The 16,148-nt window shown below is 61.8% G+C and carries 13 protein-coding genes and 2 tRNA genes; 14 read left to right on the top strand and 1 reads right to left on the bottom strand.

Annotated features, from left to right (window positions below):
* The first annotated feature begins 5 nt into the window (after positions 1-5).
* The 4 genes from serS to hisC all read left to right on the top strand — a co-directional run bounded on the left by serS (position 6) and on the right by hisC (position 3,416).
* A complete protein-coding gene (gene serS / locus MRBLMS1_RS10935; protein WP_072454834.1) occupies positions 6-1,295 on the top strand; it encodes a serine--tRNA ligase in 1,290 nt (429 codons plus the stop codon).
* Positions 1,296-1,371: 76 nt separating this feature from the next.
* Positions 1,372-1,461, top strand: a tRNA-Ser gene (locus MRBLMS1_RS10940).
* A 267-nt stretch (positions 1,462-1,728) separates the two neighbouring features.
* A tRNA-Ser gene (locus tag MRBLMS1_RS10945) sits at positions 1,729-1,818 on the top strand.
* A gap of 539 nt (positions 1,819-2,357) precedes the next feature.
* On the top strand, positions 2,358-3,416 hold the full coding sequence (gene hisC, locus MRBLMS1_RS10950; RefSeq protein ID WP_485879422.1) for a histidinol-phosphate transaminase: 1,059 nt from the start codon (positions 2,358-2,360) through the stop codon (positions 3,414-3,416).
* Positions 3,417-3,464: 48 nt separating this feature from the next.
* Here hisC and MRBLMS1_RS10955 read toward each other — a convergent pair whose 3' ends face one another.
* Complete coding sequence (locus MRBLMS1_RS10955) at positions 3,465-4,118, bottom strand: PEP-CTERM sorting domain-containing protein (protein WP_485879423.1); 654 nt, start codon at positions 4,116-4,118, stop codon at positions 3,465-3,467.
* 258 nt (positions 4,119-4,376) lie between these two features.
* Between MRBLMS1_RS10955 and MRBLMS1_RS10960 the strand changes: the two genes are divergently transcribed.
* The 10 genes from MRBLMS1_RS10960 to MRBLMS1_RS11005 all read left to right on the top strand — a co-directional run bounded on the left by MRBLMS1_RS10960 (position 4,377) and on the right by MRBLMS1_RS11005 (position 16,147).
* The gene (locus MRBLMS1_RS10960; RefSeq protein ID WP_485879424.1) at positions 4,377-5,246 is read left to right on the top strand and encodes an NAD(P)-dependent oxidoreductase; all 870 of its coding nucleotides are present in this window, start codon (positions 4,377-4,379) and stop codon (positions 5,244-5,246) included.
* A 205-nt stretch (positions 5,247-5,451) separates the two neighbouring features.
* Positions 5,452-6,516, top strand: a complete 1,065-nt coding sequence (locus MRBLMS1_RS10965; RefSeq protein WP_080698798.1) for a YeiH family protein — start codon at positions 5,452-5,454, stop codon at positions 6,514-6,516.
* Positions 6,517-6,532: 16 nt separating this feature from the next.
* Positions 6,533-7,915 (top strand): D-amino acid dehydrogenase, encoded by a 1,383-nt coding sequence (locus MRBLMS1_RS10970; protein ID WP_485879425.1) that lies wholly within the window; start codon positions 6,533-6,535, stop codon positions 7,913-7,915.
* Positions 7,912-8,727, top strand: a complete 816-nt coding sequence (locus MRBLMS1_RS10975; RefSeq protein WP_485879426.1) for a thiazole synthase — start codon at positions 7,912-7,914, stop codon at positions 8,725-8,727. The genes MRBLMS1_RS10970 and MRBLMS1_RS10975 overlap by 4 nt, the downstream gene beginning before the upstream one ends.
* 70 nt (positions 8,728-8,797) lie before the next feature.
* Positions 8,798-9,808 carry a porin gene (locus MRBLMS1_RS10980; RefSeq protein ID WP_485879427.1) on the top strand — a complete coding sequence of 337 codons (1,011 nt, stop codon included), beginning with the start codon at positions 8,798-8,800 and terminating at the stop codon, positions 9,806-9,808.
* Positions 9,809-10,033: 225 nt separating this feature from the next.
* Positions 10,034-11,848 (top strand): sulfoacetaldehyde acetyltransferase, encoded by a 1,815-nt coding sequence (gene xsc / locus MRBLMS1_RS10985; RefSeq protein ID WP_128139940.1) that lies wholly within the window; start codon positions 10,034-10,036, stop codon positions 11,846-11,848.
* A gap of 215 nt (positions 11,849-12,063) precedes the next feature.
* Positions 12,064-13,065, top strand: a complete 1,002-nt coding sequence (gene pta, locus MRBLMS1_RS10990; RefSeq protein WP_485879428.1) for a phosphate acetyltransferase — start codon at positions 12,064-12,066, stop codon at positions 13,063-13,065.
* 1 nt (position 13,066) lies between these two features.
* The gene (locus MRBLMS1_RS10995; RefSeq protein WP_485879429.1) at positions 13,067-13,828 is read left to right on the top strand and encodes a TSUP family transporter; all 762 of its coding nucleotides are present in this window, start codon (positions 13,067-13,069) and stop codon (positions 13,826-13,828) included.
* A 292-nt stretch (positions 13,829-14,120) separates the two neighbouring features.
* The gene (locus MRBLMS1_RS11000; RefSeq protein WP_485879430.1) at positions 14,121-15,008 is read left to right on the top strand and encodes an RNA ligase family protein; all 888 of its coding nucleotides are present in this window, start codon (positions 14,121-14,123) and stop codon (positions 15,006-15,008) included.
* The gene (locus MRBLMS1_RS11005; RefSeq protein WP_485879431.1) at positions 15,005-16,147 is read left to right on the top strand and encodes an AAA family ATPase; all 1,143 of its coding nucleotides are present in this window, start codon (positions 15,005-15,007) and stop codon (positions 16,145-16,147) included. The genes MRBLMS1_RS11000 and MRBLMS1_RS11005 overlap by 4 nt, the downstream gene beginning before the upstream one ends.
* The last annotated feature ends 1 nt before the right edge of the window (position 16,148 follow it).

Raw genomic sequence — 16,148 nt, forward strand, 5'->3', positions numbered from 1 at the left:
CACCCATGATAGATATCCAACTTCTCCGTAAAGACATCGCCACCGTCGCAGAACGCCTGGCGACGCGCAAATTCCAGCTCGACGTGGCAGGTTTTACCGCCCTCGAAGCCGAACGCAAGGCGATCCAGACGCGCACCGAAGAGCTGCAGGGCAAGCGCAACGCGCTGTCCAAGCAAATCGGCATGTTGAAAGGCAAGGGGGAAGACACCTCGGCCGTGATGGCACAAGTGGCCGGCCTGGGCGATGAGTTGAAAGCCGATGAAGCGGCCCTGACCGTGGTGCAAGCCAAGCTGAGCGATTTCATCATGGCCGTGCCGAATTTGCCGCACGAATCGTCGCCCTTGGGCACGGACGAGTCCGGCAACGTGGAAGTGCGCAAGGTCGGCACGCCGCGCACTTTTGACTTTGAAGTCAAGGATCACGTCGACGTGGGCGGCCCGCTGGGCCTCGATTTCGAAGTGGCCACCAAGCTGACCGGTTCGCGCTTCTCCGTCATGAAGGGCGGCATCGCCCGTCTGCACCGCGCGCTGGCGCAATTCATGCTCAACACCCACGTGGACGAGCACGGCTACACGGAATGCTATACCCCGTACATGGTCAACGCCGATTCCTTGCGCGGCACGGGCCAGCTGCCGAAATTCGAAGCCGATCTGTTCTCGGTGAAAAAAGGCGGTGCGGAAGGCGAGGGCGAGACCTTCTATCTGATCCCGACGTCGGAAGTATCGCTGACGAATATCGCCCGCGATGAAATCCTTGCGCTCGACCAATTGCCGCTGAAAATGACGGCCCATACGCCATGCTTCCGTTCGGAAGCGGGCAGCTATGGCCGCGACACGCGCGGCATGATCCGCCAGCATCAGTTCGATAAGGTGGAAATGGTGCAAGTGGTGCATCCGGATACCTCGTACCAGGTGCTGGACGAAATGGTCGGCCATGCGGAAACGATTTTGCAACGCCTGGGCTTGCCATACCGCGTGATGTCGCTGTGCACGGGCGACATGGGTTTCGGCGCCACCAAGACCTTCGACCTGGAAGTATGGCTGCCGGCGCAAAACACCTACCGCGAAATCTCGTCCCTGTCGAACTGCGAGGCCTTCCAGTCCCGCCGCATGCAGGCGCGTTTCCGCAACGCCGCCGGCAAGCCGGAACTGGCGCACACCCTGAACGGCTCCGGCCTGGCAGTAGGCCGCACCCTGGTGGCCGTGCTGGAAAACTACCAGCAGGCAGACGGCAGCGTCGAGATCCCGGCCGTGCTGCGCCCGTACATGGGTGGCCTGACGCATCTGAAGGCCTAAAATAGTCCTTTTCTTTTCGCTGCGGGCTGCTATAATCTTGCCTTCTCGCAGCAATGCGGGAAAGACCGCAGCAAATGGAGAGGTGGCAGAGTGGTCGAATGTACTTGACTCGAAATCAAGCGTACGTTAAATCGTACCGTGGGTTCGAATCCCACCCTCTCCGCCAGAACAAATAGAGAAAGCTCCCGCAAGGGAGCTTTTTTTATTTGTGGCGGCGGAAAGGAGTACGCCCCCTGCGGGGCGTACGCGTGGGATTCGAAGACGAGCGCGTACTTGCGCGAGGCTCCCCGAATCGTCAAATTGGGTTTGGTTCTAAATGCCAGCCTCAATTGCAAATCACCAATAAACCCCTACCCAACCCAACAACACCCATGCTAAAATAGCGCCTCGTTCAAACCGGCACGCCAGTTTGAATGAATAGACCGCAGTAAACGGAGAGGTGGCAGAGTGGTCGAATGTACTTGACTCGAAATCAAGCGTACGTTAAATCGTACCGTGGGTTCGAATCCCACCCTCTCCGCCAGAATACATAGAAGAAGCTCCCGCAAGGGAGCTTTTTTTATACCCACCACATATGCAAGCCACCAGCCCAACAAGGTCAGGTAGAAAAACCGCCCAAAGCGCGCAGCGCAAGGCGTTTTTTCCTCCATTCAGCATTGAAAGCCAGCGTCCCCGTTAACGCAAGCCAGTGGCAAGCTAGTGCACTAGCCTAGCCACCGCAAACGCCGCGACCGACATGGCAATTATCGTCCCCACGCACCATAAAATCATGGCCGATCTGGCCGCAGCCACATCGCTTTTGGTCGCGTAATCGGCATGCTCCATTTTCATAAAGCCGTATCCCGCTCCTGTGTGTCGCGCCGTCCGCTCATGACCGCATCTCCTCGTTGTCCACCCCATGCTCCGCGCTTTTTTCAGCGCTGTCAAACCGTATCCCGACGGTATCGTGCACTATCGGCTATTGCGCTGTAGCATATCTGGCTTCAACACCTTCGTCCCACCTTGACCCTGCTCAGCCTATGGTAATCTACCCCTCCTATCCCGACCCCACCAATAAAAGCAATGAGCCGATTCTGGAGCAACATCGTCAGCGAGCTGACCCCCTATATCCCTGGCGAGCAACCGAAACTGCCCGACTTGGTCAAACTCAACACCAACGAAAATCCCTACGGTCCATCGCCCCACGTCTTGGCCGCACTGCACGAAGCCAGTAACGACAGCCTGCGCCTCTACCCCGATCCCTCTGCCAGCGAACTGAAGCAAACCCTGGCCGACTACCACGGCTTGAACAGCGCGCAAGTGTTCGTCGGCAACGGTTCCGACGAAGTGCTGGCGCTGGCCTTCATGGCCTTGCTCAAGCACGATGCGCCGCTGCTGTTCCCGGACATCAGCTACAGCTTCTATCCCGTGTATTGCAAGCTGTACGGCATCGATTACCGTACGGTAGCGCTCGACGAATCCATGCGCATCCGCCCGCAAGACTACCAGGGGCCGTGCGGCGCCATCATCTTCCCGAACCCCAATGCGCCGACTGGCGTCGACTTGCCGCTGGCCGGTGTGGAAACCCTGCTGCGCGACCATCCCGACGCCGTGGTGGTGGTTGATGAAGCGTATGTGGATTTCGGCGGGGAAAGTGCCGTGGCCCTGGTCGAGCGTTATCCGAACTTGCTGGTGGTGCAGACGTTCTCGAAATCGCGTTCGCTGGCCGGCTTGCGCGTCGGCTGTGCCTTCGGACATCGGGACCTGGTCGAGGCGCTGGAAAGAGTGAAGAACAGTTTCAATTCGTATCCGCTGGACCGGGTGGCGCTGGCCGGCGCCGTGGCGTCGCTGCACGACGAAGCGTATTTCCAGCAGACGCGCCAGGCCGTGATCGCCAGCCGTGAGCAGCTGACGGCGGACCTGGAGGCGCTGGGTTTCGAGGTGCTGCCGTCGGTGGCCAACTTTGTCTTTGCCCGCCACCCGCAGCATGACGCGGCGCAACTGGCGGCCGGCTTGCGCGCCCGTTCCGTGATCGTGCGCCATTTCAATGCACCGCGCATCAGCCAGTATCTGCGCATCAGCATCGGTAACGTGGGCGAGTGCGCGGCCTTGATGGCGGCCTTGCGCGAGATATTGTCGTGATGGCAGGCCTGGTACGGCTGCCGGCAGCCGTACCAGGCGCCAGTTTGCTTACTGCTGGCTGGCCCGGCGGCGGCGTGCCATGAAGCCGAGCAAGCCCAGGCCGCCCAGCAGCATGCCGTAGGTGGCTGGTTCCGGTACGGCCGACACGGACAGGTTATTGATGGTTGGCCAGATGCCGACCTGTCCGGCCGTGCTGACGGCCAGGTCCGAGAAGGCGCCCGTCGACAGGAAGCCGACAAACGATGCCTGTGTCGGTAAGGCCAGTTCATAGGTGAGCAGCTCGCCCAGTGCATTGCGCGCTGTCAAAGTGATGCTCTGAGCGTTGGCATAGCCACCGGCAGAGTTCGAGCCGAAGAAGAATCCCCCCACACCGCGTACGGCGCTGGAAAAGTTGGAGAACACCACGCTGTCATTGCGGTTGTTCGTGCTCAGCCAGTTGTCGCTGCCCGTGCCTGCGCCATACAGGATGGGCGAGGCGCCAACGCTGCTTGCCGTGTAGGCATAGCTGCCGGCATTGCGGAACAGCGGGCTGTCGAGCGCATCGATGGGCAAATCATCAAAGGTATCGACGCTGGTATTGCCTGCCGCTGCCAGATAGGCGGACTGGCTGGTGAAGACCGTGATGTCGGCGTGGGCAACGCTGGCGGCGAGCAGCAAGGCGGCGGCGCTGATGATTTTCATGCGGGTGAGTGAGGTTTGCAAGATCGACTCCTTAACGAGGGTTGGGAAAAGGATGTGGCAAAAGTTTCCTTATTTGTAATGCCAGTTCAATGTAATATTAAATAGAAAAAAATACAACATAAATCATTTATGATAATTTTGATCTTGCATATGTAAATCGCTGATGTTTGCCAATTGCTAATGTATGGCGACCAGAGTTGGCGTCTGGCGGCACGATGCTGCTGGCGCGGGCCATTTGTGCAACAATAATCGGATTCATTCATCGACAGGACGGACAATATGGCAAAAGTGGCATTCATCGGTTTGGGCGTCATGGGTTTCCCCATGGCAGGCCATCTGGCGGCGGGCGGGCACGACGTCACCGTGTACAACCGCAATCCGGCCCGCGCGGCCGCCTGGCTCGAGCAGCACAAGGGCAGCAGCGCCGCCACGCCGGCCGCCGCCGCTGCCGGTGCCGAGTTCGTCTTCACCTGCATCGGCAACGATAACGACCTGTACCAGGTCATTTTGGAAGAGGGCGGCTTGCTGTCCGCCATGGCGCCGGGCAGCATCCTGATCGACCATACGACGGCCTCGGCCGAAGCTGCGCGCACCATCCACGCGGCGGCGGAAGAGAAGGGCGTGTTCTTCCTCGATGCCCCCGTGTCCGGCGGCCAGGCTGGTGCGGAAAACGGCAAGCTGACGGTGATGGTGGGTGGGGACGCGGAAGCGTATGCACGCGCCGAGCCCGTCATCGCCCTGTTCTCGCGCGCCGTCACCTATATGGGCGCGTCCGGTTCCGGCCAGCTCACAAAAATGGTCAACCAGATCTGCATCGCGGGACTCGTGCAGGCCTTGAGCGAAGGCATCGCCTTCGCTGAAAACGCGGGCCTGGACGCGGCCCTGGTGGTTGACGTGATTTCCAAGGGCGCGGCGCAGTCGTGGCAGCTGGAAAATCGGGGCAAGACCATGATAGAGCGCAAGTTCGACTTCGGTTTCGCCGTCGACCTGATGCGCAAGGATCTCGGTATCTGCCTCGCTGAGGCCAAGCGCAACGGGAGCGACTTGCCCGTGACGACCTTGACGGACCAGTTCTATGGCGAAGTGCAGCAGGCGGGCGGCAACCGTTACGATACGTCCAGCCTGATTACCCGTTTGAATAAAAAGTAAAGTTTAACTCGTCATTAGCGAGCGGCGCGTCCCTGCAAAGGGCCGCGCCGCTTGTCGTTTACGGTGCTGGAAAGTAAAAAACGTCAGTTTCCGGAACATCAGGTTTCGATTTTCATGGAAAAGCATGGACTTCGCGAGCTCATCGTGTATTATTAAAAAACGAGATGAAATGTCCCAATTTTTAAAACATTATGAGTGGACCCGCATGAAAACCAACTCCTCAGCGATAACACGCGTTGTCGACAAGAACATTCCCTACCTGTCTTCCGCCGTTGCCATCTGGCGTCCCCGCGCCGTGCTGCGCAGCTGGCCCGGCGTGGCCATCGCGCTGGTGATCGCCCTGTCGGCCACCTTCATTTCCAGCAATTACGGCGGCCCCCAGTTGCTGTACGCGCTGTTCTTTGGCCTGGCTTTTCACTTCCTCGCGTCGGACCCTACCTGCAAGCCCGGCATCGAGTTTTGCAGCAAGGTGCTGCTGCGCACGGGCGTGGCCCTGCTGGGGGCGCGCATCACCTTCAACCAGATCGCCTCGGTCGGTGTGACGCCGTTATTGATCGTCGTCGGCGGCCTGGTGGCGACTTTGGGCTTCGGCTATCTGCTGGCCAAGTGGCTCAAGCGGCCCATCACGGAAGGGATTTTGTCGGGCGGTTCCGTCGCCATCTGCGGCGCGTCGGCCGCGCTGGCCATTTCCGCCGTGCTGCCGCAAACCAAGGAAAACGAAAAATTCACTTTGCTGACGGTGGTGGGCGTGACGACCCTGTCGACCCTGGCCATGATCGTCTACCCGCTGCTGGTCAAGCTGCTGGGCTTTGACCCGACCGAGGCGGGCGTGTTCATCGGCGGCACCATCCATGACGTGGCGCAAGTGGTGGGCGCCGGCTACCTGGTCAGCAACCATACGGGCGACGTTGCCACCTTCGTCAAACTGACGCGCGTGGCTTGCCTCGTGCCTGTCGTGCTGGGCCTGTCGATCATGTTCAAGCGCAAGGAAGGCAAGAGCGAAGTCGATGCGCCGCCGCTCGTGCCCTTTTTCCTGATCGGCTTTGTCTGGCTCGTCATTACCAACAGCCTGGGCCTGATTCCGCAGGAAGTGAATGGCTGGATCAACAATGCTTCGCGCGCCTGCCTCGTCATCGCCATTGCCGCGCTGGGCGTCAAAACGTCGTTCCAGTCGCTGGCCTCGCTGGGCTGGCGCCCCGTGATCATGCTGGTGATGGAAACCGTGTGGATCGCCGCTTTTGTCGCCATCGCCGTCCTGCTGACCCGTTAAGCGAGCCGAGCCCGCCATGAAGATCCTTGTCCTCGGCGCCGGCGTGGTCGGTACGGCATCGGCCTGGTATCTGCGCCAGGCGGGCCACGACGTGCGCGTGCTCGAGCGCCAGGCGGGCGCCGCGCAGGAAACGAGCTTCGGCAATGGCGGCCAGATTTCCGTCTCGCATGCGGAACCGTGGGCCAATCCCGCCACCTTGCGCAAAGTGTTGACCTGGCTGGGCAAGGACGACGCGCCGCTGCTGTTCCGTCCCCGTCTCGATACGCTGCAATGGCAGTGGGCGCTGCATTACCTGCGCGAATGTTTGCCATCGCGCGTGTCGCGCAATATGCGCCAGATCGTCGCCCTGGCCGAGTACAGCCGCCAGAGCCTGCAAGCCTTGCGCCGCGAAACGGGCATCGAATATGACCACCTCGAGCGGGGCATATTGCATTTCTATACGGACCAGCAGGAGTTTGACAAATCGCAGTCGGGCGCCGCGCTCCTGCGCGAGCTGGGCTGCCCGCGCAATACGGTCAGCGCCGATGAAGTGATCCGACTGGAACCGGCCCTGCGCCACGCGCGCAGCCAGATCGTCGGCGGCGATTTCACGGCCAGCGACGAGTCGGGCGACGTGCATTTGTTTACCACGGCGCTGGCGGCCCGCGCGGCCGCGGCCGGCGTGGATTTTCAGTATGGCACGACGGCGACGCGCTTGCTGGCCGATGGCGAACGCATCACGGGCGTGGAATGCATCGATGTCTACGGCCGTCACCGCCTGGAATACGCGGACGCCGTGGTGGTAGCCATGGGCAGCTTTTCCGCGCCCTTGCTGCGGCCGCTGGGTATCCGCCTGATGCTGTATCCGGGCAAGGGTTACTCGGCTACTTATCCGATCCTCGATTCCGCTGCCGCACCCACCGTCTCGCTGACGGACGATGGCCACAAACTGGTGTTTTCGCGCCTGGGCGAGCGTCTGCGCGTGGCCGGCACGTGCGAGCTGAACGGCTACACGCGCGAACTGAACCCCGTGCGCTGCGCCGCCATCACGCGCAGAGTGCAAGCGCTGTTTCCTGATGCCTGCGATTACAGCGACCCCGTCTACTGGGCCGGCTTGCGTCCCCTGACGCCATCGAACGTGCCGTACATTGGCGCCACGCGCTACCGCCAGCTGTTCCTCAACACGGGCCACGGCACCCTGGGCTGGACCATGGGCTGTGGCGCGGGCAGGGCGATCGCCGACCTCGTGTCGGGACGGCGGCCGGAAGTCGATTTTGCGTTTTGCGGGGAAACCCAAGGAAAAAGGCTGGGGTCGGTCCCACCGGGAGCGGAATGTGGCCCATTGGGCCACGTTCCCCCTCAGGGTCCGACCCCGGATTTTGCTTCTGGTTTAAATGAATTGCACAGGAGATCAAGATGAGAGACGACGCCACCCCCAGCCAACCACCGGCCGGCCTGACCCTGGCTGGTACCACCTACCAGTCGCGCCTGCTGGTGGGCACGGGTAAATACAAGGATTTCGAGGAAACGCGATTGGCCATCGAAGAGAGCGGCGCCGAGATCGTCACCGTCACCATACGGCGCGTGAATATCGGCCAGGAAAAGGGCGAGCCGAACTTGCTCGACTTCATCCCGCCGTCGAAATACACGATCCTGCCCAACACGGGCGGCTGCTACAACGCGCGCGACGCCGTCTACACCTTGCAGCTGGCGCGCGAGCTGCTGGGCGGGCACCAGCTGTGCAAGCTGGAAGTGCTCGGCGATGAAAAGACCCTGTTCCCGAACATGCCGGAAACATTGAAGGCGGCGCAGGAACTGGTGCGCGACGGCTTCCAGGTGATGGTGTATTGCAGCGACGACCCCATCCAGGCGCGCATGCTGGAAGACATCGGCTGCATCGCCGTCATGCCGCTGGCATCCCTGATCGGCTCGGGCATGGGCATTCAGAATCCGTGGAATTTGTCGCTGATCATCGAGCAAGCCAAGGTCCCCGTGCTGGTCGACGCCGGTGTCGGCACGGCGTCGGACGCTGCCATCGCCATGGAACTCGGTTGCGACGGCATCCTGATGAATACCGCCATCGCGGCGGCGCGCGAACCGGTGCGCATGGCGCGCGCCATGAAATTGGCAGTGCAGGGCGGACGCGAGGCCTATCTGGCCGGGCGCATGCCCCGGAGAGCAGGCGTCATGAGCGCCTCGCCGTCGTCGCCGATGGCCGGGCTGATCGCCTGAGCCCGATTTGTAGCAAGGCAGTTGATGATTGTTTCAAGCGTTTATAAAAACCACAATACCTGGAGATGACATGAAACACACACTCGTAGCGGCAGCCATCCTGGCCTCCTTCTTCGCCGGCAACGCCAGCGCCCAATCGTCCGTCACCGTGTACGGCTTGCTCGACGCGGGCCTGACGTCCGAACACGGCGGCGCTGACGGTTCCGTCACCAAGCTGGCCACCGGCGTGCAGTCGGGCAGCCGCATCGGCTTCAAGGGCACGGAAGACCTGGGCAACAACCTGAAGGCCAATTTCGTGCTGGAAAATGGTCTCGACGTGGATACGGGCGCCAACCGCCAGGGCGCGCTGTTCGGACGCAAGGCTTACGTGGGCCTGTCGGGCGGCTTCGGCGCCGTGAACCTGGGCTTGCAGCACAACCCGCTGTTCACCGCGCTGGACAATATCGACCCGTTCGAGACTGGCATGACGGGCGCCTCGATCAACCTGATGAGCGTGGCCAGCCTGCGCACGAAAAATTCCATCATGTACGAGACGCCGAAGGTGAACGGTCTGTCGGCCGCCGTGATGTACGGGCTCGGCGAAAAGCCGGACAGCAACACCCTGGGCCGCACCATCGACTTTTCCATCGATTACGCCAACGGCCCGCTCGTGCTGACCCTGGCGCATGACAACCGCAAGGACACGCCGCTGAACACGGCCAAGGTCACCTTGCTGGGCGGCACCTACGACTTCGGCCCCGCCAAGCTGCACGCCGCGTATGAAACGGACAAGGATGACGCGGGCACGGATTTCCGCAGCTACATGCTGGGCGCGTCGGCCCCCGTGGGCGCGGCGGGCAGCGTAATGGCGTCCTATATCAAGAAGGATGACCGCACGAATGCGCGCCGCGGCGGGCGCCAGCTGGCCATAGGCTACACCTACGCCTTGTCCAAGCGCACGAATCTGTACACCTCGTACGGACGCATCAACAACGATGGCGCTGGCACCAATTTCGTCGGCGACGCATCGAGCGGCGGCAGCGTGCCTTTGCCTGGGCATAACTCGAGCGCCTTCACGGCCGGCATGCGTTTGAAGTTCTAAGCACGGCGGGGCAGGGAACGATGGCGGCTTGTCTGTTGCGGATAAGCCGCCATTGTTGTTTCAGCAGCGGTGCACATGAATGGATTCCGGATTCAGGAATGAAACAGTCCGATTTTTCATGAATTTTCATTGACAGCGCATTTCGCAACCGTTAAATTGAACACGTATTTCAAATATCGGAACAAAATATACCGATTTTTTATAAAACCGTAAGGAGACTGAGCCATGACCGATTTGTCCGACCAAAAAGCCGCCGCAGCCGCGATACCTGTTGGCCCGCAAAAGATGACGCCTTCCGAAGCGTTCGTGGAAACCCTGGCCGCCAATGGCGTGACCGACATGTTCGGCATCATGGGCTCGGCCTTCATGGACCCGATGGATATCTTTGCCCCGGCCGGCATCCGCTTGATTCCCGTCGTGCACGAGCAGGGCGCCGGCCACATGGCCGACGGCTATGCCCGCGTCTCTGGCCGCCATGGCGTGGTCATCGGCCAGAACGGTCCCGGCATCAGCAATTGCGTCACAGCGATTGCCGCCGCCTACTGGGCGCACACGCCCGTCGTGATCATCACGCCGGAAACGGGCACCATGAGCATGGGCCTGGGCGGCTTCCAGGAAGCGAACCAGCTGCCGATGTTCGAGGAATTCACGAAGTACCAAGGCCACGTGACCAATCCGGCCCGCATGGCCGAGTTCACGGGCCGCTGTTTTGACCGCGCCATGTCCGAAATGGGTCCGACGCAACTGAACATCCCGCGCGACTATTTTTATGGCGAAATCAAGGCGGAGATTCCAAAGCCGAACCGCCTGGACCGTGGCGCCGGCGGCGAGCAAAGCCTGAACGATGCGGCCGAATTGCTGGCCAAGGCCAAGTTCCCCGTCATCATCTCGGGCGGCGGCGTCGTCATGGGCGAAGCGATCGAGGAGTGCAAGGCCCTGGCCGAGCGCTTGGGTGCCCCGGTCGTCAACAGCTATCTGCACAACGACTCGTTTCCTGCCAGCCACCCGCTGTGGTGCGGTCCGCTCGGCTACCAGGGTTCCAAGGCAGCAATGAAACTGATCGCCAAGGCCGACGTCGTCGTCGCTTTGGGTTCGCGCCTGGGCCCGTTCGGCACCTTACCGCAGCACGGCATGGATTACTGGCCGAAAAACGCCAAGATCATCCAGATCGACGCCGACAACAAGATGCTGGGCCTGGTGAAAAAGATTTCGGTGGGCATCTGCGGCGACGCCAAGGCGGCCGCCAAGGCGATTCTTTCCCGCCTCGATGGCAAGACGCTCGACTGCGACGCCACGCGCGACGAGCGCTATGCCACCGTGCAAGCCGAGAAGGCGGCATGGGAAGAGGAGCTGACCAACTGGACGCACGAAAAAGATGCGTACAGCCTGGACATGATCGAAGAGCAAAAGAAAGAGCCGGGCAACTATCTGCACCCGCGCCAAGTGCTGCGCGAGCTGGAAAAAGCCATGCCGGAAGACGTGATGGTGTCGACCGACATCGGCAACATCAACTCGGTGGCCAACAGCTATCTGCGCTTTGAAAAGCCGCGCAGCTTCTTTGCGGCGATGAGCTTTGGCAACTGTGGTTACGCATTCCCGACCATCATCGGCGCGAAAGTGGCCGCGCCGCACCGTCCGGCCGTGTCGTATGCGGGCGATGGCGCCTGGGGCATGAGCCTGATGGAAACGATGACGTGCGTGCGCCACAACATTCCCGTGACGGCCGTGGTCTTCCACAACCGCCAGTGGGGCGCGGAAAAGAAAAACCAGGTCGATTTCTACAACCGCCGCTTCGTTGCCGGTGAACTCGACAACCAGAGCTTTGCCGAGATCGCGCGCGCCATGGGCGCCGAAGGCATCACGGTCGACAAGCTGGAAGACGTGGGGCCAGCGCTGAAAAAGGCGATCGACATGCAGATGAATGAAGGCAAGACGACCATCATTGAAATCATGTGCACGCGCGAGCTGGGCGACCCGTTCCGCCGCGATGCGCTGAGCAAGCCTGTGCGGCATTTGGATAAATATAAAGATTACGTTTGATTTGCTGGTGTTGTTGGATTACGCCCTCTGGGCTAATCCAACCTACGCACACGGATGGCGCGTGTGTAGGTCGGATTAGCCGGGCGCAAGCCCGGCGTAATCCGACACCACCCTGACCGATCCTTGTATGACCCCGGCCATGCCGGGTTTTATGTGCCGGAACCATGCCTCATGCTTCCATGGTTCCGGCATTTTTTTACCGAATTGGAGTCGCCATGAAAGCCCTGCACCGCATCATCGCGCAAGCCCGCGCCGTGCCGAAACATATCGTCTTGTGCGAGGGCGGCGATGCGCGCGTATTGCAGGCGGCCGCGCGTGCCGCTGCCGAAGGCCTGGCGCATATCACCATCGTCGGCCAGCCGGCCGCCATCTTGGCGTTGGCGCAGGAACACGCGCTGGACCTGGACGCCGTGCGCCTGGTCGACCCGGCACAGTCCAGCGAGTCGGAACATTACGCCCAGCAATTATTCGTGTTGCGCCAGGCCAAGGGCATGACGGTGGAGCAGGCGAGAAAAGCCGTTCAGGATCCGCTGTGCTACGCCAACCTGATGGTGCGCCTGGGCGACGCGGATGGCTGCGTGGCGGGAGCCGTGCACACGACGGCCGACGTGGTGCGCAGCGCCATCCAGATCATCGGCGTCGATCCGGCCTTTAAGCTCGTATCGAGCTTTTTCCTGATGATGCTGTGCGAACCTTTCCACAGCCTCAAGGGTGGTTTCATCTTTTCCGACTGCGCCTTGGTGGTCGATCCGAAAGCCGAGGAATTGGCCGACATCGCCATGGCCGCCGCCGACAGCGCGCAAGCCTTGCTGATGGAAGAACCGCGCGTCGCCATGCTGTCGTTTTCCACCAGCGGCAGCGCCCACCACGCGGCCGTCGACAAGGTGCATGCGGCAACAGACCGGGTCAAGGCCCAGCGTCCGCTGCTGGCCATCGATGGCGACGTGCAGCTGGACGCGGCCATCGTGGCCGAGATTTCCCAGCGCAAGGTCAAGGATTCCGTCGTCAACGGCCGCGCGAACGTGCTGGTGTTCCCGAACCTTGACGCGGGCAATATCGGCTACAAGCTGGCCGAGCGCATGGGCGGCGCCGTCGCCATCGGCCCCTTGCTGCAAGGCTTGAAGAAGCCGGCCAACGATTTGTCGCGCGGCTGCAGCGCCGACGATGTCTATAACGTGATTGCCGTCACGTCGGTGCAGGCCCAGGGTGGACGCTGAGTTGTTCAGCTTGCCCGTGCTGGCGCTGCTGGGCGTGGTGGCGGCGGGCACGTACTTCCAGACCGTCACGGGCTTTGGCCTGGGCATGATCGTCATGGGCGTGGCCAGCGGCCTGGGCCTGGCGCCCGTGCCGGCGCTGGCGGCCCTCGTCAGTTTGCTGTCCCTGGCCAATTGCCTAGTGGCCTTGCCGGGCGCCTTGCACCACCTGGACTGGCGCGCCATCCGCGCGGCCAGCATCGGCTTGCTGCCGGCCATGGCGGCCGGCGTCTTGCTATTGGGATACCTGGACCAGGCGTACGCGCCGCTGCTGCATCTGTTGCTGGGCGCGGCCATCGTGTATGGCGGCGTCAGCATTTTGCTGCAGGCGCCGCCTGGCCCCGGCGCGGCCGACAGGCGCAGCTTCTTCATCAGCGGCGTGTGCGGCGGCCTGTTCTCGGGCCTGTTTTCGCTGGCCGGGCCGCCGCTCGTGTACCAGTTCTACCGCCAGGAAATGAGCTTGAAAACCATCCGCTACAGCCTGATCTTTTTGTTCGCCATCAGCGCGGGCGGACGTTCGCTGATGGCGGGCAGCCAGGGCCAGCTCGACGCGAAAGTGCTGCTGCTGTGCGCACTGGCCTTGCCCGTGGGCGTGCTGGCCACGATGGCCGGCAAGCACTACCCGCCGCCGATCGCCCAGCGCGGCATGCGCCGCATCGCGTTTGCCGTGCTGACCCTGATCGGCATTTCGCTGATGGCGGCGGCCGTGCCGCAATTGCTCGTCTAATCGTGCTGCGCTTGCAAAATAGTCAAACAGCCGTTATATTTCCCGTTCTTTCTCGAACCTCTTCCTTATTGGAGCCAAAAGTGCCTCGCTTCTTCGCCATCACCTGCTAACGCTGACGAAATGCTCTTTGCAGCATCGTTCGGCGCGTTGACGCCCCCGATTGCTGCGGCACTGCTCTTGCTCTTCCCGCACACGTATCCGAGACCCTGGTCTTGATCGTCCACGCCCGAACACGTCGTCAGCACCCCTGACCCTGTATGGACACGCCCCGGTGAACGCGGCGTGGGACGCTATGTTTTTACAATCTTTACCCTTATTCAAATACCCGCGCACGCCGCACCTGGAAGGCTCGCGCCTGCAGGATGGCGACGACGGCTCGGACCAGATGCCCCTGAAAAAGCTGGCCGGCCAGTACGTCGTCATCGAGGAAAAAATCGATGGCGCCAACTCCGCCGTGTCGTTCAGCGACGCGGGCGAGGTGCTGCTGCAGTCGCGCGGCCATTACCTGGCGGGCGGCGGCAGCGAACGCCAGTTCAACCTGTTGAAACCGTGGGCGCATGCGCACGAACACGCCTTGCTGCACCTGCTGGAAGACCAGTATGTGCTGTTTGGCGAATGGTCCTACAGCAAGCACTCCGTGTTTTACGACCGGCTGCCCCATTACTTCAACGAGTTCGACGTGTATTGCCGCCGCAGCCAGATGTTTTTGTCGACGGCGCGCCGCCACGCCATGCTGGCCCGCTCGCCCGTGCTGTCCGTCCCCGTGCTGTATGCGGGATTGATGCCGGCCACGCCGAAGCAGTTGTGGCAGCTGCTGCGCCATTCGCTGGCCAAGTCCCGGCTGTGGCGCGACGCCTTTGAGCACGCGGTGGCGCGCGAGCGCCTGCCGCTGGACCTGTGCTGGAAGCAGACGGACAAGTCCGACCACGCGGAAGGCCTGTATCTGAAAGTGGAGGACGACGAGCAAGTGCTGGCCCGCTACAAGCTGGTGCGCCATGACTTTACGCAAACCATCCTCGACAGCGGTTCGCACCACAGCACGCGGCCCTTGATCCCGAACCAGCTGGCCGAGGGCGTGGACTTGTACGCGCCGCAGCCGCTCGTCACGTGGGAAAGCCTGGGTTTGCATACCTGCCGTTCGCTCGACGAACTGGCAGCTTTCTCAAGGAGTACAAAATGATGCACTGGAAAACCCTGCAGCAACTGGTGCCGCCAGCGGGCCAGTCGCCCGATTTCAACGCCTGCCTGGCCGCCTTCCCGCAGCTGGAACTGGCCAAGACGACGCCGCAAAACCCCGTGTACCACGCGGAAGGCGATGTGTGGACGCATACGATGATGGTGGTGGAGTCCTTGCTGGCCATGCCCGACTACCAGCAAGCCACGCGCGCGGAACAGGAAATCGTGTTTCTCGCCGCCTTGCTGCACGACGTGGCCAAGTGCAGCACCACGGTGATCGACCCGGTGACGGGCGCCATCGGCCAGCCCGGCCACTCGCGCAAGGGCGCGCTCGATGCGCGCATCGCCTTGTGGGATTGCGACGTGCCGTTTGCCGTGCGCGAGGAAATTTGCCGCCTGATCAATGTGCACCAGGTGCCGTTCTTTGCGCTGGAGTCGTCGCGGCGCGGCGTCACGCCCGAGTTCACCGTGCGTGAGCTGTCGTGGCAAGTCGATATCCGCTTGCTGGCCATGCTGGCCGAGGCGGACATACGCGGGCGCATCTGCCCCGATCCGCAGCGTATTCTGGATGCCATCGAGCTGTTCCGCGAACTGGCGCGCGAGGAAGGATGTTATGGCCAGCGACGCGCTTTCGTTGACGATCACACGCGCGTCAAATATTTTCGCGGCGCCGAGGCGCATCCCGACTATCCGCTGTTCCAGGAAGCGGGCTCGCGCGTGATCGTCATGTCGGGCTTGCCTGCGTCGGGCAAGAATACGTGGGTGGAGAAGCACCATCCGCGCTTGCCCGTCGTGTCGTTTGACGATGCACGGACGGCCCTGGGCTTGAAGCACGGCAAGAACGAGGGGCAGGTGGGCGACTATGCGGAAGAGCGGGCGCGCGAATTGTTGCGCAAGGGCGAACCGTTCGTGTGGAACGCCACGCATCTGTCGAAACTGATGCGCGAAAAGACGCTCAACCTGCTGTACAAATACCATGCGCAGGTGGAGCTCGTGTACCTGGAACAGCCGCGCAAGGAGTTACTGCGGCGCAACGGCCAGCGCGACACGTCGCTCAGCAACAAGAAGCTGCAAGCGATGCTGTGGAACTGGGAAATCCCGCTGCCGATGGAGGCGCACGCGGTGCGCTACGAAGTGAGCTGAA

Source organism: Massilia sp. LMS1-1-1.1, assembly GCF_040815535.1.
GTDB classification, from domain to species: Bacteria; Pseudomonadota; Gammaproteobacteria; order Burkholderiales; family Burkholderiaceae_D; genus Janthinobacterium; species Janthinobacterium aestuarii.

Coding starts and splice junctions, on each gene's coding strand:
- serS (WP_072454834.1), top strand. CDS start 6: ATGATAGATATCCAACTTCTCCGTAAAGACATCGCCACCGTCGCAGAA.
- hisC (WP_485879422.1), top strand. CDS start 2,358: ATGAGCCGATTCTGGAGCAACATCGTCAGCGAGCTGACCCCCTATATC.
- MRBLMS1_RS10960 (WP_485879424.1), top strand. CDS start 4,377: ATGGCAAAAGTGGCATTCATCGGTTTGGGCGTCATGGGTTTCCCCATG.
- MRBLMS1_RS10965 (WP_080698798.1), top strand. CDS start 5,452: ATGAAAACCAACTCCTCAGCGATAACACGCGTTGTCGACAAGAACATT.
- MRBLMS1_RS10970 (WP_485879425.1), top strand. CDS start 6,533: ATGAAGATCCTTGTCCTCGGCGCCGGCGTGGTCGGTACGGCATCGGCC.
- MRBLMS1_RS10975 (WP_485879426.1), top strand. CDS start 7,912: ATGAGAGACGACGCCACCCCCAGCCAACCACCGGCCGGCCTGACCCTG.
- MRBLMS1_RS10980 (WP_485879427.1), top strand. CDS start 8,798: ATGAAACACACACTCGTAGCGGCAGCCATCCTGGCCTCCTTCTTCGCC.
- xsc (WP_128139940.1), top strand. CDS start 10,034: ATGACCGATTTGTCCGACCAAAAAGCCGCCGCAGCCGCGATACCTGTT.
- pta (WP_485879428.1), top strand. CDS start 12,064: ATGAAAGCCCTGCACCGCATCATCGCGCAAGCCCGCGCCGTGCCGAAA.
- MRBLMS1_RS11000 (WP_485879430.1), top strand. CDS start 14,121: ATGTTTTTACAATCTTTACCCTTATTCAAATACCCGCGCACGCCGCAC.
- MRBLMS1_RS11005 (WP_485879431.1), top strand. CDS start 15,005: ATGATGCACTGGAAAACCCTGCAGCAACTGGTGCCGCCAGCGGGCCAG.